This is a genomic window from Nonomuraea sp. KM88 (assembly GCF_052245635.1).
In the GTDB taxonomy this organism is placed as follows: Bacteria; Actinomycetota; Actinomycetes; order Streptosporangiales; family Streptosporangiaceae; genus Nonomuraea.
This window is the reverse complement of sequence record NZ_JBQQCC010000025.1, coordinates 48,019-72,753: the sequence shown is the minus strand read 5'-3', so window position 1 is coordinate 72,753 and position 24,735 is coordinate 48,019. Positions and strand designations below refer to the sequence as shown.

Genomic DNA, 24,735 nt, shown 5'->3' with positions numbered 1-24,735 from the left:
GCCGCCGTTCGTGATGCGTTGGAGAAATGATCGTCAAGGCCTGGAAGAGCCGTCCCTGGACGGGAGACGCCGCGATCGCCGCGGTGGTGCTGGCGGCGGAGCTTCTCGGCTCCCCCGCCGCGGGGCTGGACGGCAGGGTGGTGCTGATCGCGGTGGCGGCCGCGGGACTGATGCCGGCGCGCCGGCGGCATCCGATCGTCGTGGCCGCTCTCGTCGCCGTCCTCTACCTGGTGGGCATACAGCCGCCCACGTACGACGCGCCGGTCAGCGCCATGCTCATCGCCCTTTTCGCCGTGGGCAGGCACACCTCGGCGCCGACGTCGATCGTCACGGCGGTGCTGGCCGTGGCCGGCGGCGTCGTCGTCCTCGGCCCGGCGCCCGCGACGGCCCCGTTCCTGATGTTCCTGACCGTCACGCTTGCCCCGGCGTACCCGGTGGCGGTCGGGTACGCCGAGCGCCTGCGTGCGGAGCTGTCCCAGCGGCGCGAGCAGCAGGTCGCCGAGAGCGCGGTACGCGAGGAACGCCGCCGCATCGCCCGCGAACTGCACGACGTGATCGCCCACCACGTCAGCGTGGTCGGCCTCTACATGGGCGTGGCCAGGCGGACGATCCCGACCGACCCGGAACGTGCCCGGTCCGCCCTGCTCACCGGCGAGGAAACGGCCCGCCAGGCGATGACGGAGATGCGCCGCCTGCTGGACGTGTTGCGTACCGACGGCGAGCCGATCGACAACCAGGCGGGCGTCGGGGTGGCGCGGCTGCCCGCGCTCGTCGACGCGTCGGGCAACGCCACGCTGCAGGTCTCGGGTGAGGCCGTCGTCCTGCCGACGACCGTGGACCACGCGGTCTACCGCATCGTCCAGGAGGCGCTCACCAACACGCGCAAGCACGCGGGCGGGGCCCGGTCGCGGGTGCGGCTGGCGTACCTGCCCGATCGGGTGGAGGTGGAGATCGACGACGACGGGCCGGCCCGTCCTGGCACCGCCGGACAGGGACTGGGGCTGGCGGGGATGGCCGAGCGGGTGTCGCTGTGCGGCGGCGAGATCCGCGCCGGGCCCTCCCCTGAGGGAGGCTTCACCGTACACGCCCGCATCCCGCTGCCGGAGACGATGTGATCAGAGTACTGCTCGTGGACGACCACGCCGTCGTCCGCGTCGGGCTGCGCCTGCTGCTCGACACCGCACCCGATCTGACCCCGGTGGGGGAGGCGGCCGACGGGCTCGACGCGGTACGCCTCAGCCACGACCTGCGTCCGGACGTCGTCCTGATGGACCTGCACATGCCGGACATGGACGGGGTGGCCGCCACCGAGCGGATCATCTCCGAGCTGCCGGAGGTCAGAGTGCTCGCGCTGAGCACGTTCGACCTGGAGGAGCACGTGGTGGCGGCGCTGCGGGCGGGGGCGTCCGGCTTCCTGCCCAAGGACGTGTCGCCGGAGGAGCTGATCGAAGGCATCAGGATCGTGCACCGGGGCGAGGCGACGGTGGCGCCCCGGCTCCTGCTCGGCCTGATCGGCACCTTCGTGCGCCCGTCCCGCCCGCGCGCGGTCGTGACGCCCGCCGAGTTGTCCGTGCTGAGCGAGCGCGAGCTGCGGGTGCTGGAGCTCATCGCGCGTGGCCTGTCGAACGCGCAGATCGCGGAGGAGGTGGGGCTGTCGGTGTCGACGGTGAAGAACCGGGTGAGCGACCTGTTCGCCAAGCTCGGCGTGCGCGACCGGGCCCAGGCGGTGATCGTCGCCTACGAGGCCGGGCTGGTGACGCCCGGCCACGGGCGTCCGTAGGGGCCGCCGCGCGATGCGGGGCGGCGAACGCTATCGGGGGGCCAGCACGCAGAACTCGTTGCCGTCGGGATCGGCCATCACGACCCAGCTGACCTCGCGCTGGCCGATGTCGACGCGCGTGGCTCCGAGGGCGACCAGGCGGTCGACCTCCGCCTGCTGATCCCCGCCGGCAGGCGGAGCGAGGTCGAAGTGGAGCCTGTTCTTCCCGGTCTTCGGCGCCACCGGAGGACCACCCCACGTGATCTTCGGACCTCCGTGCGGCGAGCGGATCGCGGTCTCCTGGTCCTGGTCCCAGACCAGCGGCCACCCCACCGCCTCGCTCCAGAAGTAGCCGACCTCCTGCGTGCCGTCGCACGAGAGCGCTCCGACGAACCCGCAGTCGGCGAGGAAGTTGTTGCCCGCCGGGATGACGCACATCTCGTTGCCCTCGGGGTCGGCGAGCACCACATGACCCTCCTCGGGGCGCTGGCCGACGTCGATGTGGCGCCCGCCGAGCGCGAGCACCCTGTCCACCGTCCGCTGCTGGTCGTCGTGGGTCGCGCTGGTCAGATCGAAGTGGATCTGGTTCGGGGCGGTCTTCTTCTCCTGGGTCGGCAGGCAGCGGATGCGGAACCCGGTGTCGTCGCCCGGCACGAGCACGAGCCCGTCGTGGGGGTCGTCGACCATCTCCCAGCCCAGGACCCCGGCCCAGAAGCGGGCGAGAGCGGGCGGGTCGTTGGCATCGATGCAGAGCGCGACGAGCTGGGCAGCCATCCGGCGTCTCCTATCCGCTGACTCGCCGGGACGCGGGCGGAAGCGCGTCGTCCTGGCGCGTGACGGCAGCAACGCTAGCCCAGCCGATGCGTACGAAGCCAACGCATTTCAGGCGACCCCAGGCGTGCTCGACCGCCGTCGCAGGATCGACGTCAGCCGGCGGCCGCCGGGCGGCCGGCGAAGCGGCGCAGGGCGTCCAGCCCTGACAGGCCGTAGACGTCCTCCACCGCGTCGGCCAGCAGATGGCAGGTCCTGAACCGGTCGAGCGGGGTGAGCCCGAGCCGCGTCAGGTGCAGGTACGTGTAGTTGAGCAGCACCCGGTAGCGCCGGAAGGCGGGGTCGGCGAAGATCGCCTCGTGGTAGGCGGGATTGTCGAAGACCAGGCGTTGCAGCTCGCTCGGCTCGCGGTGCGGCGCCGGCGGGTCGCCCGGCCGCACCCGGAGGGCCTCGCCCGGCCCGATCATCGGCTGGATCAGCCGGCCGTCGTCCAGCGCCGCGACCCGCCTGCGGTACTGCTCCAGCAGGGACGCCCACTCCCGTACGAACGGGACGGCCGGGGCGCCGCCGTCGTCCAGGCAGGCGACGACCTCGCGCACACGCTGCGTCAGGGCCGCGCGCCGCTCCCTGAAGCCGCGCTCGAAGAGGGCGCGGGCGCCATCCGGGTCTGCCGCCCACGTGAGGTATCCCTCCGCGTGCATCCGGAACGACAGGTAGCTGCGGTCGATGCGCTGCGAGGTGTGCGCGATCGTCAGCATGAGGCTCAGCGCCAGCCCGATCCTGCTGTCGCGGCCCGCGCGCACGTGCTCCAGCATGCCGAACAGCAGCGGGGTGGCATCGACGTAGAACGCGGTGAGCAGGTCCACCGCCTCGTCGCTGCCGAGCACGTGCCGGCGAGAGTCGTACGGCGCGTCGCGGATGGAGTTGTCCGGCGGCCACGGCGTGAGCGGGCCGCGCTCCTGCTCGCGCAGGGCGAGCAGGCGGTGCCTGGACAGGCTGTCGGCCGGGTCGAGCACGGCCGTCGAGGGGTGCTCGCGCAGCCAGCCGCCGACGACCTCGGCCACGCGCGGGCGCACGACCCGCCGCCAGACGGCCGGCTCCGCCTTGACGTTGATCCGCAGGTGCGGGCCCTGCCGCCAGTGGCGCAGCACGTACGCCGCCGCCACCTGGCCGCGCAGCCCGTCGAGCAGCGGCCGTACGGCGTCCAGCAGCAGGCCGTCCTTGTCCGGCGCGTGGTAGTGGACGTGCACGCAGTGCCAGGCGGGAGCGTCGGAATCGGGCAAGCCGGTCAAGGGGACCACCTCCGGGCGTCGGCGAGGCCGGCGATGGCACGGCCCGCCAGGAACGACATGTGCTGCTCGGTTCCTGCGCGCAGCCCCAGCCGGTTGTGGAGCAGATGCGCGCAGCGCATCAGGATCAGCGACACCGTGCGCCGCTCCGGCGGCGCGGCCAGGGCGAAGAACGCGTGGGGCGAGCCCGGGTCGAGCGGCGCGCACCGGCCGGCGGAGCGCAGCGCGTCGAGGTCGTCGCGGAGCGCGCGCACCGACGACGCCCACGCGGCCAGCAGGTCGCCGCCCGACTCGGGCGTGTCCCACAACCTGCGCGTCTGGGCGAGCAGGGCGCTCTCGCGGCGCCGCCAATCCTCCTCGCTGCCGGGAGCGAGCGGGGCGAGACCGGCGCCCGGCGCCTCGCGGGCGGCCCTGGCCAGGCGGCGCGCGGCGGCGGCCAGGTCGGGCTCGCACACGGCGGCCGCGATGGTCAGCGCGGCCAGCCCGATCGCCGCCCGCCGGCCCATCTCCGTCCCGGCGCGCAACACGTCCAGCGCGAGCCCGCTCGACACCGCGAAATGCCGTTCCGCGGCGGCCACGCAGGCGGCGTCGCCGTACGCCTCGTGCTCGGGCCGGTAGCCGATGAACGCGACCGAGCCGGCGGGGTACAGCCGCTCGTCGTAGTGCGTGCGCCGCTCGCCCCTCGCCATGGCGGCGGCGAAGGCGCGGTAGGCCGCCGCGTCGACGGAAGGGGACGGGCGGGCGGCGAAGTGGGCCGCCGCCCGCTCGCGTACCAGGTTCTGGACGCGCGGCCGCAGCGCCGGGTCCGGCACCTCCAGCCGCAGCCGCACGTGCTGGCCGCCCTCCCAGTAGCGCAGGAAGAAGGCGCGGCGCGCGGTGCCGTCCGCCGCCAGCTCCCGCGTCACCGGGTCCACCACGCCGGTGATCAGCGGGTCGAGGTCGCCGAAATGGAACAGGTGCGCGCCGACCCAGCCGTCACCGGTGGCCGCGTCCTCCCGCGCCGCCGTCATCGGCCCGGCCTTTCCGACAGCTGCACGACGTACTCGGTGACGCGGCCGCCCGCGCCGTAGCGGGGCGCCTGGTAGGGGTCGGGCAGCGCCTCTTCGAGTACCAGCAGCGCGCCGGGGTCGCGCAACGTGCGGACGAACCCGGTCAGCAGCAGCAGGTCGGTGACGTCCACGTACATGGGCTTGCGGTCCTTGCTCAGCAGGCCCGCCAGCAGGCCGCGCCGGAGATCCACCACCCGGGCGAAGAACCGGCGGGGCACTCCGTGCAGCGCCAGCCACTCGGCCAGCCTGGGCAGGTACGCGGCCTCGCCCTCGCCCTTGGCCGGCACCGGGAACGCCCCGGCTCGCAGCCGCCAGACCGCCCGCGCGACCGTCACCCGCCCGAGGTCCATCCGCGGCCAGCGCTCCACCACGCCCTCGTCCGGCGGCTCGGCCCGGGTGCGGAACACCCAGCCGGGCACCATCGCCGTGGACGGCTCGCCGAACGCCCGCACCAGGAACTGCAACCACGGCGGCAGCCAGTACTGGGCCGTCATGCCCAGGTGGACCGGCTTGACTGGGCGGCCCGCACCGTCGAACAGCGTCAGCCGGTCGCACCCGGGGTCGTAGCCGGCCACGAGCTCCGCAGGCGAAACCCGCGGGAGGTGCGCGTCGGGAGCGGTGAAGGGGTGGTCGAGGGCGAGGTCGGCGGTGGCGGGGCGGACGTTGAGGCCGCCGCCGACGAGCCCGCGGCACTCGGCCACCATGACGCCGTCCTGCGCCGCCCGCAGGCCGGCGGCGGGCGGCGCCTCCCCTCCGGCCAGGGTGACCAGCCGGTGCAGCCGCGACAGCCCGCGCCCGTACCCGGCGGAGACCGAGTTGACGACCGCGCGCACGCCGCCGGGGCCCGGCACGGCCTGCAGGTAACAGCAGATCGACCCCGGCGGCCGGACGAAGCGCGGCCAGCTCTCCGCCATGGCGGCCAGGCGGGACGCCGTCAGCTCCACCACCGGCTCGCCGCCGCCGGGCCCGGCGCCGGCCCGTTCCCAGAAGCTTTGCCGCAGCTCCGTCAGCCGCGTCAGGCCGGGCGGGTGCTCGGCGCCCGGTATCGCGCGCGTGCCCGCGACCGGGTCGCGCAGCATGCCGCGCAGCAGCGCCCCGCCCTCGCCCGGCGCCTGCCGGTGGATCTCGCGGTAGAGGTCCACGGCGGCGATCCGCCCGCCGGGGCCGTACCGGTCCAGGAAGAACGCGGTGGCGGCGATCTTGACGGGCAGGTCGGGGTCGAAGAGGCCGAGCAGCCCGCGCAGCGCGTCGAGGTCGTCGCACACCCCGCGCCAGGCCGTCGCGCTCAGCCGTCCGGCCACGCCGGGGATGACGGCGCTGTGCCAGAGCAGGTTCTTGCCGGGCAGCGACGGCCCCGGCGGCAGCACCTCGCTCAGCGCCGCCCGCACGTCCCCGGCCGTGCGTGCGCCGTCGCCGGGGTGGGTGACACCGTCGCGCAGCGCCTCGGCGACCCGGCCGACGGCCCGCGCGTACGGCGCCGGACCGTCCTCGGCCAGCCACGACGCCAGCCGCCCCACCGGGTCGGCGCCCTGCTCGTCGTACGGCGGGACCAGTTCGAGCAGTCCCGCGTCGACCAGCGGCTCGACCCCCGGCGCTGCGGCCAGGGTGGCGAAGTCCCGCCCGCGCACCCAGGCGAGAGCCTCCCGCACCGCGGGGCTCGCGGCCACCCCGGACAGCGGCTCGCCGTGCCCGTAGCCGAGGAACCAGATCCGGTCGCCGTCGTCGGCGGCGGACGGGTTGACGCGCAATCGGGCCCGCTCCCGCACCCGCCGGTGCCGGGTGAGCGCCGCCCACAGCGGGCGCAGGACCGCCCGGTCCAGCTCCACCATGACGTGCCAGGCCGGCTCGCCGCCGGTCCGCACGGCGGGACCGTCCGCCTCCCACCGGCCCAGGCCGCTGAGCGTGAAGGTGGCGTACGGGCTGGTCTTGACGCTCGCCCGGGCGAGGTAGCGGGCCAGCCGCAGCAGTTCCTGCCGGTCCGGCGGGCGGTCGGCGGGGCCGGCGAGCCAGGCTTCGAGCCGGCCGGCCAGTACCGCGCTGCCCTGGGCGAGGCCGTGGCGGAAGCCGGCGTCGGACACCGCCTCGCGCAGCACCGCCGTCTTCTCCCGCGACTCCTCCGCCAGCACGGCGGGCAGCGCGCCGCGCAACGTCTCCGCGCGCTGCCGCAGGGTGGTCCACGCGCTGATCCGGTCGGCCAGGTCCGCGGGCAGCGCCGCCAGCACCCCGGCGGACGCGGCCGGGCCGCCCGGCCGGCGCCCCGCGAACACCGCGCGCCGCAGCGCCACCAGCCCGGACCTGAGCGGGCCCGCCGCCACGCCGCCGATCACATCGTGCAACGGACCGGACAGTTCCGCGCCCTCCCGCCGCAGCCGGGCCGAGACGTTCGCCAGCTCGTCCACCAGCCGCCACGTCCGGGTGCAGCGCATCCGGTCGAGCCCGGCCACCGGCAGCCCCGCGACGCGGACTGCCAGAACGGGCGACAGGGCATAATCGGGATCGGCGAGCCCGGCAGAGTCGCCGTCCGCCGCGACGGGGACGGCGTGCGCTACATAGGTCAAAGGAACGCGCTCCTCGAAGGGGTTCGTCAGGGGCCGAGGGCGCCCACGGCACGGGCGCCCTCGGCCCTGCTCGTCATACCGGTGGCCGTACGCAGCTCACCGGAGGGCCGACGCCGGCTCTACAGCTCCGGAGCCCAGCAGCTCATCGCCGTCAGGTACGACGAGCAGTAGCCGGGGGAGGAGGAGGCGCCGGTCTCGATGGCGCCGTGCCCCTCCGCCACGATGGAGTCGGCCGACACGACGTCGATGGAGTCGACGTCCAGGCCGCGCAGGTCGAGTTTGAGGTTCTCCGACATGTGTGTCTCCTGACATGGGGATGTGATGAACACAGTTGATGGACACAGTTGATGGACACAGTTGATGGACACAGTTGATGGACACAGCTGATGAACTCGGTCGATCCGAACGCGTCACGATGGCGTCGGATCCGGCACCACCTCCTCGTCGGCGAGGACCGGGATGCGGCGGGCCACCAGGGGCCCGCCGGTCGGTGGGGTGCCCATCGCCAGGAAGGACAGGCTCCTCAGGCAGGTCGGGGCGAGGCCGAGCACCTCGTCGGTGGTCTCGTTCGCGCCGTCGGAGTGGATGCGGGCGGCCAGGCCGAGCGCCGCGGCGGCCAGCGCTGCCCGCTGCGCGACCAGGCCCGCCTCCATCTGCTGCATGCGATACCAGCGGTCCCCGAACAGGTTCGCGCCCGCGAGCGGATCGCCCACGGGAACCAGCGCGGCGGCGGCTCCGCGCAGCGCCACCCGCGTGTTGGCCAGCAGCCGCCCGGTGGCCACGGCCTCCACCTCGCCGGCCCCGGCCAGCTCGTGGAGGGTGTGGCGGGCCGGGTCGTACCAGTAGGCGCCGCGGGGCAGGCCCTCCACCCGCAGGGACAGCAGGCACAGCGCCGTCGCGGCCGGTCCCGCCCCGGCGCCGGGCAGATCGGCCGGGTAGCCGCCGCCGGCCGCGGCCAGCACCGCGCCGAGCGCCCCGCCCGTGAGCGGCACCGGACGGTAGCCGGCGACCGGCGACGTGCGGCGCGGCACTCCCGCGGCCGGGTGGGCACCGGCCGCGGGCTCGGGAGCCGGAAGCGCCCGGCCCGCGCGCACCAGGGGCCGGGGCGGCGGCACGACGGCCGGTTCAGGCGAACCGGGGGAGCGCGGCGCGTCCGCGGAACGTGGCGAGCCGGGGAAGGCGGACGCGCAGGCCCGGTGCAGGGCGGCGGCGTGGCCGTCGGGCATCGTTCTGGGCAGCGGTCTGCTCTCATCGGCGACCGGCCGGGACATCAGCTCCCCGGCCGGGGACGACGGCGGCAGCGGCCTCCCGGACGGGGAGGAGGCGCGCGGCCGCCCGGTGTCCGGGGGCCGTGCCCCGCCGGACGGCAGGGTGAAGGTGAGCACGGCCAGCGCGGCTTCCCGGACGCCGTCGAGACCGAGCAGCCGGTCGATCTCGCCGTCAGGGAAGCGCAGGCGGGCCCGGCCGGCCAGCCCCAGCCGCCCGCCCACGGCCAGCGCCTGGGCCACGAGGACGCCGGTCTCCTGGCAGATCAGGCGGTAGCCGAAGTCGCCGTACTTGAACATCGACCGCCAGAACACCGCGGAGAGGAGGATCGCCAGGTCCGCCGGAGCGCTGTCCACAGGGACGTCCGTGAGCAGGCCGGTCAGCGCAGGGACGTGGTCGTCGTCGCGCACGCGCTCCAGCACGTGGTGCACCGGGTCGTAGTGGTAGAGGGCGGAGGGCAGGCCGGGCAGGCGCGGCCCGCCCGCGGCCGCGTACGCCTCGATCGGGTACAACCCTCCGCCCGACGGCGCGGGCCGGCCGGTGAGCAGCATGGGCGGCCGTCCCAGAGGCTCGCCGCCGTCGCCGAGGTGGTGGGACCACACGGTCCTGGTCATGCCGAGCAGGTCCCGCAGCAGCTCGCCGAGCAGGCCCAGGGCCGGGCCGTCACCGGCGGTCCAGGGCAGCCGCACGCGTTCGGCGCCGGGGTAGCGCTTGTGCCGGGTCGGCGCGGCCGCCCAGTCGATGGACAGCGGCCCCCGGTTCCGCATGGCGGCCAGGTAGCGGCTCGTGGCCGCGCCTGGCGCGCTCGTCGCCGTGGTCATGTGCACGCGGCGTCCGCCTCGCTTCCTCCGTGGAGACCGGTCAGGGGAACGGATGGGGGTACGGGTTCAGCTCCGCGGGCCGCAGGTCGCGGTCCCGGTAGCCGAGGAGCCGCGGCAGGCTGAGCAGCCGCGGCAGGCCGTGGACGCGCCGGTAGCGGTGCCCGAAGGTCATGGACATCGTCCCCGGCACGAACACCTTCGCGGCGTGCAGGCCGCATGCCCGCGCCTCAGGCGAGGTGATGTCGACGGCGATCACGTCGAGCCCGCCGGCCAGGTAGCGCCCGGCCAGCTCGGCCAGGTCCGCGCAGAGGTCGTCGTGCCCGGGCCAGCCCACCCGGGCCGCCACCTCGGCCACGGTCAGCGAGGATCCTTCGAGCGGCAGGAAGCCCAGCCGGCCGAACGCGTCCGGGTGGCCGTAGACCAGCGGATGGTGCTCCAGCAGCCGCACCTCGTCGGAGTCGGCCGCCAGCCGCGCCGACGACACCGGGTCGTAGCGCTCGACATGGCCGGTCAGCATCGGGACCAGGTCCTCCAGCGCCCGGCGGAGCGCTCGTTCCGGGTCCAGGTGCGAGGCGGACCCGCACAGCGCACGCGGCCGGTCCGGCCGGCCCAGCGCGTCGACGGCCATCACCCAGAACACCGGCACCCGCTGCTCCAGCAGCGCCGCGAACGCGTGCACCTCGTACCCCAGCCGGTCCCGTACCCGCTGGGCGAGCATCGGGATGCGGCGGTCGGCGGCCGAGCCGAGGTCGACCCGCGGGATGGGCATCCGGGCGTACCAGGTGGCCAGGGCCGCGTCCCGCTCCGCCACCTCCAGCAGGCCGTACAGGATCGCCTCCGCCGGGTGGCCTCCCAGGGCGCAGCCGTTGGAGCACTCGTAGGCGAAGCCGAGGTCGTCCGCCGGGCGGGGGCCGAAGAAGGCGTAGCTCTCCGGCACCAGCACCGGGGCGTCGCGGGTGAAGGAGTAGGCCCACACCCAGGTCGTGGGGCGCTCGGGGGCGAAGCGGGTGAACAGGAAACCCGGCTGGTCGTACCAGTCGTCGGGATAGAGGCCCAGCGTGCGCGGGTCGAGGGCCTGGTCGGCGATGTCCACGTACGCGGCGCGTACGGCGGTCCGCCGGCCACGCGGGTGGATGCCCGCGATACGCTCCAGCGCCTCGGCGACGGCGGTGGCCCGCGCGGAGGCGAAGTCGTCGCTGCGGCCGTAGCCGTGGTGACTTTCGTGCTCGGTGCGGGCCGGGCTGAGCCGAGCGACGGCCATCGGGCCGCCGCCGTGCTCCTCCTTGATCAGGGCCTGCACGATGCCGGTCTCCGCGTCGACGAACCGCTGTTCCAGTTCCGCCTCCCGGCCGCTGATCCCGCTGACCCGGAAGGTCCCCCGGTCCGGCTTGGGCGCCGGGCGCGAGACGTACCGTCCGGAATGTGGACCGTCGTCAGGGCGCGCCCCGCAGTCCGGGCAGAGCGGGTCCGGCAGGAACGGATGGCGGCGCACCGCGGCCGTCGTCAGGTGGACCTTCAGCAGCGCGCCCACGGTCCGCGCGGAGCCGGGGTCGTGCCGCAGCCGGCGCACCTCGTCGGCGACCAGCGCGGCGACCGTACGTGAGACGAGCGGGGTGAGCAGGGCGTTGGGCCGCGAGTCGAGGTCGGCGGCCCACAAGGCGCGCAGCGCGTCACGTGCCACCGCGTCCGGCCGGTTGCCGGCGCGTCTGCGTCCCACACAGGTCGGGCAGCCGGGCCGGGACGGGCGGACCGACGGGCCCACCAGCACCCAGCCGGCCTCGACACGCACCGGCAGCCACGGCACCTCCCGCCCGGCCGCGCGGCGCGCCACCGCGGGGTACGGCCGCACGTCGTCGGCGTCGCTCGCGACGACGATGGCGCCGCCTCCCGGTCCGGTGGTGAGGGCTTCCCTGATGGCCGCGTGCAGGCGGCCACCGCCCAGGACGGTCACCAGGTCAGGGTCCGGGGCGGACGGGACCGTGGTGATGGTGGCCTCAGCCATCGAGCAGGACGACTCGGGTGACGAAGGGCAGGAGCCTGGCCGCCTCGGGATCGCCGTCGAGCGGCACCGCCACCGGCACCTTGCCCGCGCGGCGCAGCGCCCCGGCCATCGTCTGCACGGCCTGGGACGGGTCGCCGTCCGGCGGCCAGAGGGGACGGGCCCCGGCGTACGCGTGCTGCCGGGTGGTCCTGGACTGCCAGCGCAGCAGCAGCCGTTCCAGGCCGTCGCGCAGCGCGTCCGAGACGGTGGCGGCCACGGACACGAGCGCCTCCCGGCCCGGGACCGTCAGGGCGACGGCGGGCACCCCGAGGACGGCCGTGTGGTCGCGGATCCGCGGGGTCTCACCGGCCAGCGTGAGCTGGCGCAACAGCGCCTCGGCGACGGGGTCTCCCGAAGGTGTCAGCGGCACGCCCTCCCCTGGGGGGTCCGCCGCCGGTGCCGGGAAGGCGGCCGGGGCGGCTGTGCGAGCCGGGCCGGTGTGGTGTTCGGGAGCGGTGTGGTGATCGGGGGTGGCAGGCAGGCGGGTGGCCAGCAGGTGCTCGCAGTGGGCCCGAAGGCCGGCGGCCAGGGCCTGCGGCCAGCTCAGGCCGGCGCCGGTGCCGACAGGCGGGTGCGGCGTGCCGGTGCCGGCGAGCCGGAGGTCCGCCGCGGGCACGCGGCGAGGCCGCCCGTCCGGCAGTTCCACACCCGACACCACGTCCTCCTCGCCGGGGTCCAGGGCCAGCAGGCCGTACGTGGCGAGGGCGGCGAGCAGGCAGCGCAGCCGGGCCGCGCGCTGGTCCGGCCCCCAGCCGTACGCCTGCGGTTGCGGCGCCCACCCGGGCAGCACGCCGAGCGGGTCGGAGACGACCGCCTGGCACACCGCCAGAGGGGACTGCGTGAGCGCCTGCTCGTCCAGCATGCCGAGCAGCCCCAGCCGGGAGCCGACCAGTTCGGCGGTGAGGCCGATCAGTCCTTCCGCGTCGGCGGCGGATGCCGCCTTCTCCGCCGGGACGGTCCCCGGCGCCCCGGCCAGCGCCTCCGCCAGCCCGCTGATCGCTGCCGGGCCTGCGCCAGGACGGGCGCCCGCCCGGGGATGGGGCAGGAACCGGTGCGGGACCGTGTCGAGAGTGCGCAGGTCCACCCTGGTGAGCATGCGTTCCGAGCCCGTGTCGAGCCCGGTGACGTGAGCGAAGCACGCGAGCGCCGTCATGGCGGCGACCACCGTGGGCACCGGGCCTGACAGCAGGTCCTCCTCCGGTGGGGCCGGAACCGCGGCGGGCAGCCCGGCCAGCCGGTGCCAGCCCGACTCCGCCGCTGTCACCGCGGGCCGTCCCACCTGGCTGAGCCAGACCTCACCGGAGGCGACGAGGGCCTGCCCCAGCACGACCCCGGCCGCCGCGCACGCGCGGGCCGTCGCCACCAGCTCGTCGAGGTCGGCACTCACCTGGAGCACGACGTCGGCATCGTCGGCGATCGTCCGGCGGACCACGCCGGCGTCGCCGGCGGAGGAGAGCGTCCTGATCTCCTGGCCAGGGTCGCGGCGGGCGGCGTCCGCGGCCCTGACGGCCGCCTCAGGAGCGGGGCAGATCACTGTGACGCGCCGCCACCCCGAGCCGGCACACGCCCCCGCCAGCGCCTCCAGCAGCGGGCCCGCGCCGGTCAGCACGAGGCGGGTGCGCCGTATCCGCTCGAACCGCGACTCCGGCGAGTCGAGCGCGTAGCCGATGAAGGCGATCTCCTCCGCGTACGCACGCAGTTCGGCGCCGGTCAGCCCGTGCGGCCGCGCCTGTCGCGCGTCCACCACGAACCGTTGTTCGGCGAGCTGGCCCACCAGCCGCTCGACCATGGCCCGCCGGTCGCCGGCAAGCTGCGCCGTGAGCTCGGCCAGGGTGTGGCGGCCGGTCAGTGCGGGTGCCAGCCTGGCCAGCCAGGCGTACGCCTGCCGCCCTCGCAGTGTGCACGCACCGTAGTCGCTGTGCACGTAAGCACCGTCGGGGCATTCGACGAACCGTACGTCGTCGCGTAGCTGCGGTCTCATCGCCGGATCGGCGTTTGGGAGCGCTCCCATAACCGCGATGTTAGAAACGGAAACCGTTTATGTAAACCCATAAAACCTCTTTGATGTACATCTGAATCCAGATATAATCGCGAAATTCTGTTTGTGTTCACGGAATGTCACTTACCGGATAAGCCGCCAGACCGTGAGCATTCTCCGTCACGATGAGCTGCTGGTGACGCGGCTCAGGGTTCGCGGGCCCGGAGGTACGCGTCCAGCGCGGCGGCGCCCTTGACCATGGCGCGGCCCCGGGAGGACAGGCGGGCCTGCCAGTCGCGCAGGGTCGACTCCAGCGGGGCGACGCCTCCGGCGGAGCGCACCTGAGCGATCAGCGGCGCGATCTGCTCCAGCAGGTAGCCGCCCCGCCGCAGCTGGTGGGCCAGCCGGACGTCCCGTACGTCGGCCGCGCTGTAGACCCGGTAGCCCGTCTGCGGATCGCGGCGCGGCCGGACCAGCCCGGTTTTCTCCCATTTGCGCAGGGTGGCGGGGCGGATGCCGAGCCTCCTGGCCAGCGGGCCGATGAACGTGTCGCCGCGCTCCTGAGGCACGGGCGCCAGATCGCGGAGCGCGGCTTCGACGGCATGGAGGGTGCGCCGGTCGTCGAGGAGCTGGCCGTGGCTCTCGTCGATGAGCCGCAGCGCGTCCTCGGTGGCGTCCCGGTTGACCGCCCGCATGATCGACGTGGCCGTCTGGTGGCCGTGCGCGGGCGCCAGGGCGAGGAACGCGCGCAGCGCTTGGGCGTGCAGCGGCGTATAGGTGCGGTAGCCGTGGGCGGTGCGTTCGGCGGCGGGCAGGATGCCGGCCTCCTCGTAGTTCCTGACCGCCTGCGTGGACAGGCCGTGCTCGCGCGCCAGGTCCACCGCCCTCATGGATACACCACCGATTGAGAGTTTTTCGCGACGGAGCGGGAATTCTGCGGGGAAAAGTCTACACTGAATGTTCAACGATACCGTTGAACATATGGATATCAAGGACATCGCCCGGCCGCTCGACGGCGCGGGCGTCTCGGCGTTCCTCCGGTCGTTGCCCGCCCAGCCCCTCCTGCTCGGCCTGGGCGAGGCCAGGCACTTCGTGGGAGAGCTCGGCGAGGCGCGCAACGAGATCTTCCGGCACCTGGTCGAGCACGAGGGCTACCGGTCGTTCGCCATCGAGAGCGACTGTCTCATGGGCCTCGTGGTCGACGAGTATGTCGTGACGGGCGCGGGCACGCTCGACGACGTCATGGAACGCGGCTTCAGCCACAACTTCGGCACGTTCGCGGCCAACCGCGAGCTCGTGTGCTGGATGCGGGCGTACAACGAGGAGCATGACGAAAAGCTCCGGTTCCACGGCTTCGACGGTCCTCTGGAGTACTGGGCGGCGAGCCCGCGCCAGGCGCTCACCGCCCTGTACGCCCTCCTCGACGGCCCGCTGCCCTGCACCAGGGAAACCCTCGACGCGCTGCTGGGCCCGGACGAGCGGTGGGCGAACGAGGCCTCGGCCATGGATCCGTCCCAGTCGATCGGCCGGTCCGCCGACGCCCAGCGGCTGCGCCTGATCGCCGACGACCTGGTGGCGCTGCTCGACACGCAGGCGCCCCGGCTGGGCGCGGAGGAGTGGGAGCGGGCGGCGCTGTACGCGCGCACCGCCACCGGCCTGCTCCGCTACCACTACTGGCTGGCCGACGCCTCCCCCGCACGGTGGACCCGGCTGTCGGCCCTGCGGGACGCGATGATGGCCGCCAACCTGAGCGCCGTCGCCGAGCGCGGCCCGGCCCTGGTCTTCGCCAGCAACCTCCACCTGCAGCGGAACAAGAGCCTCATGCCGTTCGGCGACCAGGTGCTGGAGTGGTGGAGCGCGGGGGCGATCACCGCGAAGCACCTTGGTGACCGGTACGCCTTCCTGGCCTCGGCCTTCGGCGTGGTCGGCGACGACGCCCCGCACCCGGACACCGCCGAGGGCGTCCTGTCCACCCTCCCGTGGGATCAGGCTCTCATCGACGCCCGCCGCCTGGCCGAGGCCGTCACCGAGCCTGCCAAGCGCGTTTCCCGCGATTTCGCCTATTTCCCTCTCGACCAGGCCCAGCTCGGCACGATCGACGGCATCGTCTTCGTCAAGCAGGCCGTCAAGCTGGACTGGCCAGGGCGCGCGCCGGCCGCGGACGCCTGACAGCCACGTCCCGCGGTCGCCGAAGGCGCTTCCCCGCACTCCGGCCGAGCACGCGATGATGGACCGACCGTCACCGCCGCCGGCAGGAGGGCACGGTGACCAAGGACCACAGGTGACCAAGGACTTCGGGGAGGACACCGTGAACGTGAAGCGCGTCGGCATCATCGGCGTCGGCGAGATCGGCCGAGCCATCGTGACGGGACTGTGTGACGGAGGTGACACCTCCTTGGAGGTGTTCCTCTCTCCTCGGGGAGCCCGTACGGCCGCGGAGCTGTCCGAGCGCTACGAGGGTGTGCAGGTGTGCGCCGCCAACCAGGCGGTGGTGGACCGTTCGGAGCTGGTGATCATCGCCGTACGCCCTCATGACCGGTCCGAGGCGCTGGCCGGGCTGAGGGTGGACGACGACAAGATCGTGGTCAACGTGATGACCGGCGTCGGGAACGACGACCTGCGCCGGATGCTCGCCACCGACGCCCCCTTGGTGCGGGCCATTCCCCTGCCCGCCATCCGCGAGCGCGCCTCCGTCACGGTGACGTGCCCGTCGCACCCGGTGGTCGACTCTCTCTTCGACCACCTGGGCGGGGTTCTCCCGGTCGAGGACGAGGCGGCCTTCAACGTCTTCTCCGCGCTGACCGGAACGCTCACCACCCACTACTGGTACGTCGCCACGCTCACGTCGTGGGCCGTCGGCCGCGGCGTCCCCTCCGACGTCGCGGACCGCTACGTGCGCAGCCTCTTCCAGGGCGTCGGGCGTGCCCTGAGCGACGAGTCCCGTTCCCTGCACCAGCTCGCGGGCGACCACGAGACCCCGAGGGGGAACAACGAACGCATCCGCACCACGTGGTTCACCGCCGCCAACGCCGAAGCCCTCGGCCGTGCCCTCGACGACCTGGTCGCCCACCTCGAGCGCCGGTAGCGGGAGCGGGGCCCGTCAGGCAGCGGCGCGGTCGTTGACGGGCCGGCGGCGAAGGCCCGCCTGCTGGAGAGCCGGCGGCACGTGGACCTGGTCGAGCGCGCCGACGTCGGCGCCCGGCGGGACGATCTCGTCGATCCGGTCGAGGATGTCGTCGCTGAGTGCCACGTCGACGCCGGCGAGAAGGTCGTCGAGGTGGCTCATCGTGCGCGGCCCGACGATCGCGCTGGTCACCCCGGGATGAACGATCGCGAACGCCATGGCGAGGTGGGTCATCGGCAGGCCCGCCTCCCCGGCGAGCGAGACGAACCGTTCGACGACGTCGAGCCGGCGCTCGTCGTTGAGGTGCCGGAAGAAGCCGGCGCGGCGGAGCTCGTTCGGCCGGCCCTTGCGGACGCGCCCCGTGAGCAGCCCTTGCCCGAGCGACCCCCACACCAGCGTGCCCATCCCGTGGCGCTGGGCGACCGGCAGTACCTCGCGTTCGATGCCGCGGTCGAGCAGGGAGTACGGCGGCTGCTCGGTGTGGAAGCGCGCCAGAGCGCGCCGCTCGCCGGCCCACTGGGCTTCGACGATGTCGGACGCCGGCATCGTGGACGTGCCGATCGCGCGGACCTTCCCGCTGCGGATCAGGTCGGAGAGCGCGGACAGCGTCTCCTCGATGTCGGTGGCGGGGTCGGGCCGCTGGATCTGGTAGAGGTCGATGTGGTCGGTCTGCAGGCGGCGCAGCGAGTTCTCGACCGCGGTCATGATCCAGCGCCGCGAGGCGCCCTGCTGGTTGGGGTCGTCGCCCATCGGGCGGCTCACCTTGGTCGCGAGGACGACATTGTCCCGTCGCCCCTTGAGCGCCTTGCCGACGACCTCTTCGGAGTCGCCGTAGGCGTCGGCGGTGTCGATGACGTTGATCCCCGCGTCCAGCGCCTTGTGGATGATGCGGGCCGAGTCGCCGGGGTCGGGGTTGCCGACGGACGTGGCGAACATCAAGGCGCCGAGCGCATAGGGGCTGACCTTGATCCCGGTCCGGCCGAGCGTGCGGTAGTGCATGGCGAGATATGCCCTTCTCCGTGAATGAACGTGGGGCACCCCTCCGGGGCGTGCCGGTTCCCAGCGTGCGGCGGTACGGGCGGCGGCGGGAGAGACGCCCTTGTCCGGGGACGGGCCGTCCCTGGCTGCGCCACGGCGTACCGGGCATGGTGGAAGCGTGGACAGAACCGAACTTGCCGACTTCCTGCGCCGCTGCCGTACCCGCCTCGCCCCTGCCGACGTCGGGCTGTCGCAGGGCGCGCGGCGCCGCACCCCCGGACTGCGCCGCGAGGAAGTGGCACAGCTGGCGGGCATGTCCACCGACCACTACACGCGGCTTGAGCAGGCCAGGGGCTCGCGCCCGTCCCGCCAGATGCTCGCCGCCGTCGCCCGCGCGCTGCGACTGACCGGCGACGAACGCGACCACCTCTTCCACCTGGCCGGCGAGGAGCCGCCGCGCAACAACCGGCCGGCCACGGAGCACGTACGTCCCGGCCTGCTTCTCGTCCTCGACCGGCTGACCGACACTCCCGCCCAGGTGCTGAGCGACCGCGGCGACATCCCCGCCCAGAACGCGATGGCCAAGGCGCTGCACGGCGACGCCTCCGCCCTCCCAGAGGCGGACCGCAACATCGCGTGGCGCTTCTTCACGGACCCGGCCGCGCGGGAGCTCTTCCCGGCCGAGGACCGTGAGCGTGCCGCCCGCACGGCGGTGGCGGATCTGCGTGCCACGCTCGCCCGCCGCCAGGACGACGCGCGGCTGGCCGGGCTCGTACGCCGGCTCCGCGCCCGCAGCGAGGAGTTCGCGACGCTGTGGGACAGCCACCACGTGGCCGTGCGCCGCGCCGACGTCAAGCGTTACCTGCACCCGGTCGTGGGCCTGCTGGAGCTGGACTGCGAGGTGCTGGCGAACCCGGAGCACGATCAGCGACTGATCATCTACTCCGCCCGTCCGGGCAGCAGGGCCTACGAGCGGCTGGAACTGCTGCGCGTGGTCGGCCTCCAGGACCTGGCCCACGGCCGGGCGACACGTACGTGACGACCTGCGTCCCGGACGAGGGGGGGAGGCGGCGGTCCGGCATGACGGCGCGGTCGCCGGGGAGAGGGGGGAGACGACGGAACAGGAGGACGGCCGTGGACTGGACGCTGCGCGAAACATTCGACACGCCCGACGGGACCATACGATGGGCGGTCATGGGCCGCGGCGACCCCGTCGTGCTCGTGCACGGCACCCCGTACTCGTCCTTCCTGTGGCGGGATGTCGCGCCGGCGCTGGCTCTCACCCGTAAGGTCTTCGTCTTCGACCATCTCGGGTTCGGCCGGTCGGACCAGCACGAGGGCCAGGACCTCGGCCTCGCGGCTCATGCCAGGAACTTCCGGCGGCTGCTGGACCACTGGAGGGTGTCCCGCCCGAGCGTGGTCGCCCACGACATCGGCGGCGCGGTCGCGTTGCGGGCCCTGCTGCTGGAAGGAGCGGACTTCGGGGATCTCACCCTCTTCGACGCGGTGAGCGGCGGCCAGTGGGAGAGAGGACTCTTCCAGCTCATCCTCAGGCAGGCGGAGGTCTTCGAGCAGCTTCCCGGTTACGCCCATGAGGCCCTGGTGGCCAGCCACCTGCGCCACGCCACGCATGCCGGCTTCCGGCCAGGGGTCCTCGACGCCTTCCTGGCGCCGTGGCGGGGCGCTCAGGGGCAGGCCGCGTTCTACCGCCAGTACAGCCAGATCAGGCAGGCGGACACGGCCGGCTACGAGCAGCTGCTGGGCGGGATCCCGGTGCCGGTGCGCCTCATCTGGGGCCGTGAGGATCGCATCCTTCCCCCGGAGCACGCCCAGTGGTTGCGCGAGAGGATCCCGCACGCCGAGCTCCACTGGATCGAGGGGGCCGGTCACCTCCTTCAGGAGGACGCGCCGGCGCGCTTGACGGCCCACCTCACCGCGGAGTTCCGGCCCGGCTCACGCCACGAGGGCGGCGGGTAGCGGCGCGGGGTGAGGGACGCCCGCCGAGCCCGACGTCACCCCGACGCCACCAGGTCGTCACGGACGACTGACAGGGCGACCTCCCGGTGCGCGTCGTGTTCGGCGAGGCGCGCCACGAGGGACTCCCGCACGTGGCGGTAGGTGTCGGATCCGAGCGGCAGCCGCAAGGGGACCTCGCGGCTGTCCACCAGGTCGATCATCGCGCGGGCGATCTTCTCCGGGTCGTTGTCCAGGGGGAAGGTGCCGTCCGCGAGGGCTCGTCTGGTGTCACCCGCGGGTGTCTGGTCGTACTCGGCCATGGGCGGCGCGGTGGCCAGCGCGCCGCCGAATCCGGTCGGTGTCGCGCCGGGCTCGACGATGGTCAGGCCGATGCCGAACGGCTCGATCTCGCGAGCGACGGTCTCGCAGAAACCCTCGATGCCCCACTTGGAGGCGTGGTAGTAGCCGAAGTTCGGGTACGTGGTCTGCCCGCCCGCGGTGGAGACCTGCAGGATGCGGCCGTGTCCTTGGGCGCGCAGGTGCGGCAGCGCGGCCCGGATCACGTGGATCGAACCGAGCAGGTTCGTCTCGATCACCTGCCGGATCTGCTCGTCGGCGGCCTCCTCGACCGAGGCGAAGACGCCGAACCCGGCGTTGTTGACCACCACGTCGATCGTGCCGAGGGCCGCGAACGCCTCGTCCACGACGTGCCGGACCCGGGCCGCGTCGGTGACGTCGAGCCGGGCCACCCAGAGACGCTCGCCGTGGGCGGCGCGAAGGTCGTCGAGAGCCTCCGGCCGGCGAAGCGTCGCGGCGACCCGATCGCCCCGCGCCAGCAGCCGCTCGGTGAGGAGCCGGCCGAAACCTGAGGACGTGCCGGTGATGAACCACGTTCTGGACATGGGCTCTTTCCTTCCGTCAGCGTGTCGCACCGACGGTACGAGTTCGAGTCTACTCGAAGTCAAACGCGTACACTGGGCCCATGACGGCTGCTGCGGAAACGATGTTGAGCATCGGCGAAGTCAGCGCGCTGACCGGCCTGACGACGCACACGTTGCGCTTCTACGAGCAGGAGGGCCTGTTCGTCCACGCGGTGCGCCGCAACGCCGCGGGGCGGCGGGTGTTCACCGAGCAGGAAGTCGGGTGGTTGCGGGTCTGCGCGAAGCTGCGCTCCTCGGGGATGCCTCTGTCGGACATCCGCCGGTACGCCGAACTGGTCAGGAAGGGCGCGGGCACCGAGACGGAACGGTTCGAGATCCTGCGCCTGCACGAGGCCAGGGTGCGGCAACAGGTAGCCGACCTGCAGGAGGCGCTGGACGTGATCCAGGCAAAGGTCGCGCTGTACGCCGACCATCTCGCCGCGGGCTCCGCCGGCACGCTGTGGCGCGACGGTCCCGACTGCACCCCGGCCCGCCAGGTCTCCTGATCGGAGGGGGTCCTCCTCGCGGAATTGGTCCTGAAATGCCCTGAAAAATCGGCCCTTATCGCGGGTACCAATTCCTGTCAGCCTGAGGGGCATGACAACGACAGCGACCCGCTTCGACGGCGGGCTCCTCACACCTGGCGACGCCGGCTACGACACCGCCCGGACAGTCTGGAACGCCATGGTCGACCGGCGGCCACGCATGATCCTCCGTGCGGCCGGCGTGGCCGACGTGGTCGCCGCCGTGCGGCGGGCCCGGGAACTGGACCTCGAGATCGGCGTGCGCTGCGGCGGCCACAACGTCGCCGGTTTCGCCGTTCCCGACGGTGGCCTCATGATCGACCTGACGCCGATGGGCGGCGTGCGGATCGACCCGGCCCGTCGCCGGGCCCGGGTGCAGGGCGGCGCGCTGCTCGGCGCGCTGGACCGGGCGGCCCAGGCGCACGGCCTGGCCACCACCGCCGGCAACGTCTCGCACACCGGCGTCGGCGGGCTCACGCTCGGCGGCGGCATGGGCTGGCTGGCCCGCCAGCACGGCCTGGCCTGCGACAACGTCGTCTCCTACACGATGGTCACCGCCGAGGGGGACGTGGTGACCGCGAGCCGCGAGCAGAACCCCGACCTGTTCTGGGGCCTGCGCGGCGGCGGCGGCAACTTCGGCATCGTCACCGAGTTCGAGTTCCGGCTGCATCGCACCGGCACGCGTGCGCTGGTCGCCGAGTTCGACTTCCGCGCAGAGGACGCCGTCCCGGCCATCGAGGGCTGGCGTGACCTGAACGCCGTCGCGCCCCGGCAGGCGACGTTCACCGCCGGCGTCGCCGGCGGTCCCGCCGGCCCGATCGCCACGCTGGGGTTCGTGTGGGCCGGGGATCCGGCCGAGGGCCGCCGGCTGCTGCCCGCGATGCGGGCGCTCGGGCGTCCCGTCGCGTCGCGCGTCACCACGCCGTCGTACCTCGAACTCCAGCGACGCGACGACTCCACCGGCGGACACGCCTACCGCCGCTACTCCAAGGGCCACTACCTGCGGCGATTCCCCACCGCGGCGATCGAGGCGTTCCTGCTGCGCGGCGGCGCCGACCTGAGCGCGAGCCCGTACCTGCCGGGCGTCGGCCTGCAGGCGCACGGCGGCGCGATCGACGACGTCCCGGAGGCGGACGCGGCGTTCAGCCACCGCGGCACGATGTTCGAGTTCGGCGCCGGTTCCCGCTGGACCGACCCGGCCGAGGACGACGCCAGGATGGGCGCCGCCCGCGACGCCGGCGCCGCACTCGAACCGTACGCGAGCGGGGTGTACGTCAACTCGTTGACCGCCGACGAGATGGCCGACGGGCGGCGCGGCATCCGGCGGGCGTACTCGGCCGCGAAGCTGGCCCGGCTGACCGCGGTGAAGACCGCGTACGACCCGGCCAACGTCTTCCACCTGAACCAGAACATCCGCCCGGCGGACTGATGCGCATGCCCTGGACGGGCCGCCGGCGCGGCGGGTCAGGCCCCGCGTACCTCCCGGACGGCCATCGCCAGCAGCGCGACCCCCTCGGCGATGGCGCTCTCGCCGAGGATGGCGTAGCCGAAGATGAGGCCACCCGGTCCGCCGCCGGAGATCCGGTACGGGCCGACGCCGCGGATGCCGAGCCCGTGCCGGGCGGCGGCCGTCACCACCGCCGTCTCGTCGAGGCCGGGCGGGAGCCAGGCGACCACATGCTGCCCGGCGGCGACCCCGGCCGGCTCCAGATCGGGCAGGTGGGTGCGCAGGGCGTCCAGCAGCGCGTCACGGCGGCGGCGGTACACCGGACGCATCCGGCGCAGGTGGCGGTCGAACTCGCCGCGCGCCAGGAAGTCGGCGAACGTCAACTGGTCGATGACCGGTGAACCGCGGTCGGCGAGCACCTTCGCCGCGGTGACGTCGGCGACCAGCCGGGGAGGCACCACCAGCCAGCCGAGCCGCAGCCCCGGCGCGAGCGTCTTGCTGGCCGTGCCGCAGTAGACGACATGATCGGGCGCCAGGCCCTGCATGGCGCCCACCGGCGACCGGTCGTAGCGGTATTCGGCGTCGTAGTCGTCCTCGACCACCATCGCGCCGCGACGCTTCGCCCAGCGGATCACCGCTGCCCTCGCCGCGGCCGACAACACCCCTCCGGTGGGCCACTGGTGCGACGGCGTGAGCACGACCGCATCGGCGTCGGCCCGCTGGAGCGCATCGACCTGGACGCCGTCCGGGCCCACCGGGACGCCGACCACGTCCAGGCCGGCGGCGCCGGCCAGCACCCGGGCGTCGTCGTTGGACGACGGGTCCTCCAGGGCGATGCGCCTGGCGCCGCGCTGGACGAGCACCTGGATGAGCAGCCCGACGCCCTGCCCGTAGCCGTTGCAGATCACCACGTTACCGGGGACGGCGGCCGTGCCGCGCACCCGGTTGAGGTAGTCGCACAGGGCCTCGTGCAGTTCGGGCACGCCACGCCCGTCGAGGTAGGCGAACCGGTCGTTGGGCGCGGTGGTGAGCACGGCACGAACCGAGCGCAACCAGGCGGCCCGCGGGAACTGCGACACGTCGGTGCGCCCGTACCCGAAGTCGACCCTGATGCCGGCGCCACGCGCGGCCGGCCGCGCCGTCGACGCCGCGGTGCGCGCACCGGCGGCGGGCGGCATCGACGCGGCGACCTGGGTGTAGCCGCCCGACCGGCTGGCGAGGTAGCCCTCGGCCACGAGTTGCTGGTAGGCCTCCACGACCACCCCGCGGGAAACCCCGAGGCAGGCCGCGAGGGTGCGGGTCGGCGGCAGCGACGCGCCCGCCCGCAGCCGGCCGGCCCGGACGCTCGCCCGGATGGACGCCTCGATCTGCCGGTGCAGGGGCACCCCGGCGTCGCGGTCGAGCTCGATCAGCAGGTCCTCGGCCGGCCCGGACCCGGCCCTCGATCGCCCCACAGCATCGGACCCTATCCGCGTGCACCGGCTCCTGCCAGGTCTAGCTGGTGGCGCGCCAGGACAGGGACAGGCCGGTGGCGGCGCGTTCGGTGCGGATCTCCATCATGGTGCCCAGGATGGTGGCATGGTCGGACACCAGGGGAACGGCTTCAGGCGTGTAGGTGATCCGGGTGCTGACGAGCACGGGGCTGCCCTCGGGCTCGTGGAGGCGGCGGGCGGCGGCGGGGCCGAGCAGGTCCGGCCGGACCACCTCCGACGCCCGGGCGACCGCCACTCCCGCGTCGGCGAGGGCGGTGTAGAGGGAGACGGCGGTGAAGTCGCGGTCGCGGATCTGGTCGGCCACCGGCCGGCGGACCCAGGACACCTGGTGGACGGCGGGACGGCCGGCGAACTCGCGCACCCGTTCCAGCCGCAGGGCGGTGTCGCCGGGACGCAGCCGCAGCTCCGCGGCGATCGGGGCCGGGGCCCGGCGCATCGCCAGCCTGGCCACCACGGTGCGCACGTCGTGGCCCTGCTCGCGCAGATCGTCGGCCAGGCTGCGGAGCGAGCCGAGCTGGTACGCCAGATGGGGCGGGGCCACGTACGTGCCCTTGCCGGGCCGCTGCACGATCAGCCTCTCGTCGCTGAGCTCCCGCAACGCCTGGCGCAGCGTCATGAGAGTCACCCCGTAGGAGGCGCTCAGCTCCCGCTGCGGCGGCAGGGCCTCTCCGGGTGCGTAGTGTCCCGACCGGATCTTCGCGGCGAGGTCGGCGGCGATGGCGCGGTATCTCGCCTCGTGCCCGGCGTCGGGGGTCATCGTG

The 24,735-nt window shown here is 74.0% G+C and carries 21 protein-coding genes; 8 read left to right on the top strand and 13 right to left on the bottom strand.

The features are described from left to right. Nucleotides 1-26: 26 nt before the first annotated feature. Nucleotides 27-1,115, top strand: coding sequence for a sensor histidine kinase (locus tag ACTWPV_RS44290; protein ID WP_443156382.1), 1,089 nt, complete (start codon nt 27-29; stop codon nt 1,113-1,115). After that, entirely contained in the window at nt 1,112-1,780 is a 669-nt protein-coding gene (locus ACTWPV_RS44285) for a response regulator (RefSeq protein ID WP_443156381.1), read from the top strand. Before ACTWPV_RS44290 ends, ACTWPV_RS44285 begins: the two co-directional genes overlap by 4 nt. Nucleotides 1,781-1,810: 30 nt before the next feature. Here ACTWPV_RS44285 and ACTWPV_RS44280 read toward each other — a convergent pair whose 3' ends face one another. The 9 genes from ACTWPV_RS44280 to ACTWPV_RS44240 form a co-directional block, all read right to left on the bottom strand. After that, nucleotides 1,811-2,533 carry a VOC family protein gene (locus ACTWPV_RS44280; RefSeq protein ID WP_443156380.1) on the bottom strand — a complete coding sequence of 241 codons (723 nt, stop codon included), beginning with the start codon at nt 2,531-2,533 and terminating at the stop codon, nt 1,811-1,813. 152 nt (nt 2,534-2,685) lie between these two features. Further along, entirely contained in the window at nt 2,686-3,822 is a 1,137-nt protein-coding gene (locus ACTWPV_RS44275; protein ID WP_443156379.1) for a thiopeptide maturation pyridine synthase, read from the bottom strand. Next, a complete protein-coding gene (locus ACTWPV_RS44270; protein WP_443156378.1) occupies nt 3,819-4,829 on the bottom strand; it encodes a lantibiotic dehydratase C-terminal domain-containing protein in 1,011 nt (336 codons plus the stop codon). The genes ACTWPV_RS44275 and ACTWPV_RS44270 overlap by 4 nt, the downstream gene beginning before the upstream one ends. Continuing rightward, entirely contained in the window at nt 4,826-7,426 is a 2,601-nt protein-coding gene (locus ACTWPV_RS44265; protein WP_443156377.1) for a lantibiotic dehydratase, read from the bottom strand. Before ACTWPV_RS44265 ends, ACTWPV_RS44270 begins: the two co-directional genes overlap by 4 nt. A 119-nt stretch (nt 7,427-7,545) precedes the next feature. Beyond that, on the bottom strand, nt 7,546-7,722 hold the full coding sequence (locus ACTWPV_RS44260; RefSeq protein ID WP_347622853.1) for a hypothetical protein: 177 nt from the start codon (nt 7,720-7,722) through the stop codon (nt 7,546-7,548). Nucleotides 7,723-7,836: 114 nt separating this feature from the next. Then, nucleotides 7,837-9,513: a SagB family peptide dehydrogenase gene (locus ACTWPV_RS44255; RefSeq protein WP_443156376.1), complete on the bottom strand. Its 1,677-nt coding sequence runs from the start codon at nt 9,511-9,513 to the stop codon at nt 7,837-7,839. A 40-nt stretch (nt 9,514-9,553) separates the two neighbouring features. Beyond that, nucleotides 9,554-11,515 carry a TOMM precursor leader peptide-binding protein gene (locus ACTWPV_RS44250; RefSeq protein WP_443156375.1) on the bottom strand — a complete coding sequence of 654 codons (1,962 nt, stop codon included), beginning with the start codon at nt 11,513-11,515 and terminating at the stop codon, nt 9,554-9,556. Then, entirely contained in the window at nt 11,508-13,565 is a 2,058-nt protein-coding gene (locus tag ACTWPV_RS44245) for a hypothetical protein (protein WP_443156374.1), read from the bottom strand. The genes ACTWPV_RS44250 and ACTWPV_RS44245 overlap by 8 nt, the downstream gene beginning before the upstream one ends. Nucleotides 13,566-13,738: 173 nt before the next feature. Then, complete coding sequence (locus tag ACTWPV_RS44240) at nt 13,739-14,422, bottom strand: TioE family transcriptional regulator (protein ID WP_443156373.1); 684 nt, start codon at nt 14,420-14,422, stop codon at nt 13,739-13,741. A 91-nt stretch (nt 14,423-14,513) separates the two neighbouring features. On the opposite strand from ACTWPV_RS44240, the gene ACTWPV_RS44235 reads away from it, so the two are divergent. Together ACTWPV_RS44235 and ACTWPV_RS44230 are read left to right on the top strand one after the other, a co-directional pair. Further along, on the top strand, nt 14,514-15,701 hold the full coding sequence (locus ACTWPV_RS44235) for an erythromycin esterase family protein (protein WP_443156372.1): 1,188 nt from the start codon (nt 14,514-14,516) through the stop codon (nt 15,699-15,701). A gap of 112 nt (nt 15,702-15,813) precedes the next feature. Further along, complete coding sequence (locus tag ACTWPV_RS44230; RefSeq protein WP_443156371.1) at nt 15,814-16,617, top strand: NAD(P)-binding domain-containing protein; 804 nt, start codon at nt 15,814-15,816, stop codon at nt 16,615-16,617. A 15-nt stretch (nt 16,618-16,632) separates the two neighbouring features. Here ACTWPV_RS44230 and ACTWPV_RS44225 read toward each other — a convergent pair whose 3' ends face one another. Beyond that, complete coding sequence (locus tag ACTWPV_RS44225) at nt 16,633-17,655, bottom strand: aldo/keto reductase (protein WP_443156370.1); 1,023 nt, start codon at nt 17,653-17,655, stop codon at nt 16,633-16,635. Nucleotides 17,656-17,812: 157 nt separating this feature from the next. Between ACTWPV_RS44225 and ACTWPV_RS44220 the strand changes: the two genes are divergently transcribed. Together ACTWPV_RS44220 and ACTWPV_RS44215 are read left to right on the top strand one after the other, a co-directional pair. Continuing rightward, complete coding sequence (locus tag ACTWPV_RS44220) at nt 17,813-18,673, top strand: helix-turn-helix transcriptional regulator (protein WP_443156369.1); 861 nt, start codon at nt 17,813-17,815, stop codon at nt 18,671-18,673. A 95-nt stretch (nt 18,674-18,768) separates the two neighbouring features. Further along, a complete protein-coding gene (locus ACTWPV_RS44215) occupies nt 18,769-19,611 on the top strand; it encodes an alpha/beta fold hydrolase (RefSeq protein ID WP_443156368.1) in 843 nt (280 codons plus the stop codon). Between the two features lie 35 nt (nt 19,612-19,646). Here ACTWPV_RS44215 and ACTWPV_RS44210 read toward each other — a convergent pair whose 3' ends face one another. After that, entirely contained in the window at nt 19,647-20,492 is an 846-nt protein-coding gene (locus ACTWPV_RS44210; RefSeq protein WP_443156367.1) for an SDR family oxidoreductase, read from the bottom strand. 80 nt (nt 20,493-20,572) lie between these two features. On the opposite strand from ACTWPV_RS44210, the gene ACTWPV_RS44205 reads away from it, so the two are divergent. Next, on the top strand, nt 20,573-21,016 hold the full coding sequence (locus tag ACTWPV_RS44205) for a MerR family transcriptional regulator (protein ID WP_443156366.1): 444 nt from the start codon (nt 20,573-20,575) through the stop codon (nt 21,014-21,016). Between the two features lie 91 nt (nt 21,017-21,107). After that, the gene (locus ACTWPV_RS44200) at nt 21,108-22,463 is read left to right on the top strand and encodes an FAD-binding oxidoreductase (RefSeq protein WP_443156365.1); all 1,356 of its coding nucleotides are present in this window, start codon (nt 21,108-21,110) and stop codon (nt 22,461-22,463) included. Between the two features lie 35 nt (nt 22,464-22,498). Here the strand turns inward: ACTWPV_RS44200 and pdxR are convergent, their stop codons facing one another. Beyond that, on the bottom strand, nt 22,499-23,935 hold the full coding sequence (gene pdxR / locus ACTWPV_RS44195; protein WP_443156364.1) for a MocR-like pyridoxine biosynthesis transcription factor PdxR: 1,437 nt from the start codon (nt 23,933-23,935) through the stop codon (nt 22,499-22,501). A 40-nt stretch (nt 23,936-23,975) separates the two neighbouring features. Next, nucleotides 23,976-24,731, bottom strand: a complete 756-nt coding sequence (locus tag ACTWPV_RS44190; RefSeq protein WP_443156363.1) for a GntR family transcriptional regulator — start codon at nt 24,729-24,731, stop codon at nt 23,976-23,978. Nucleotides 24,732-24,735: the final 4 nt, after the last annotated feature.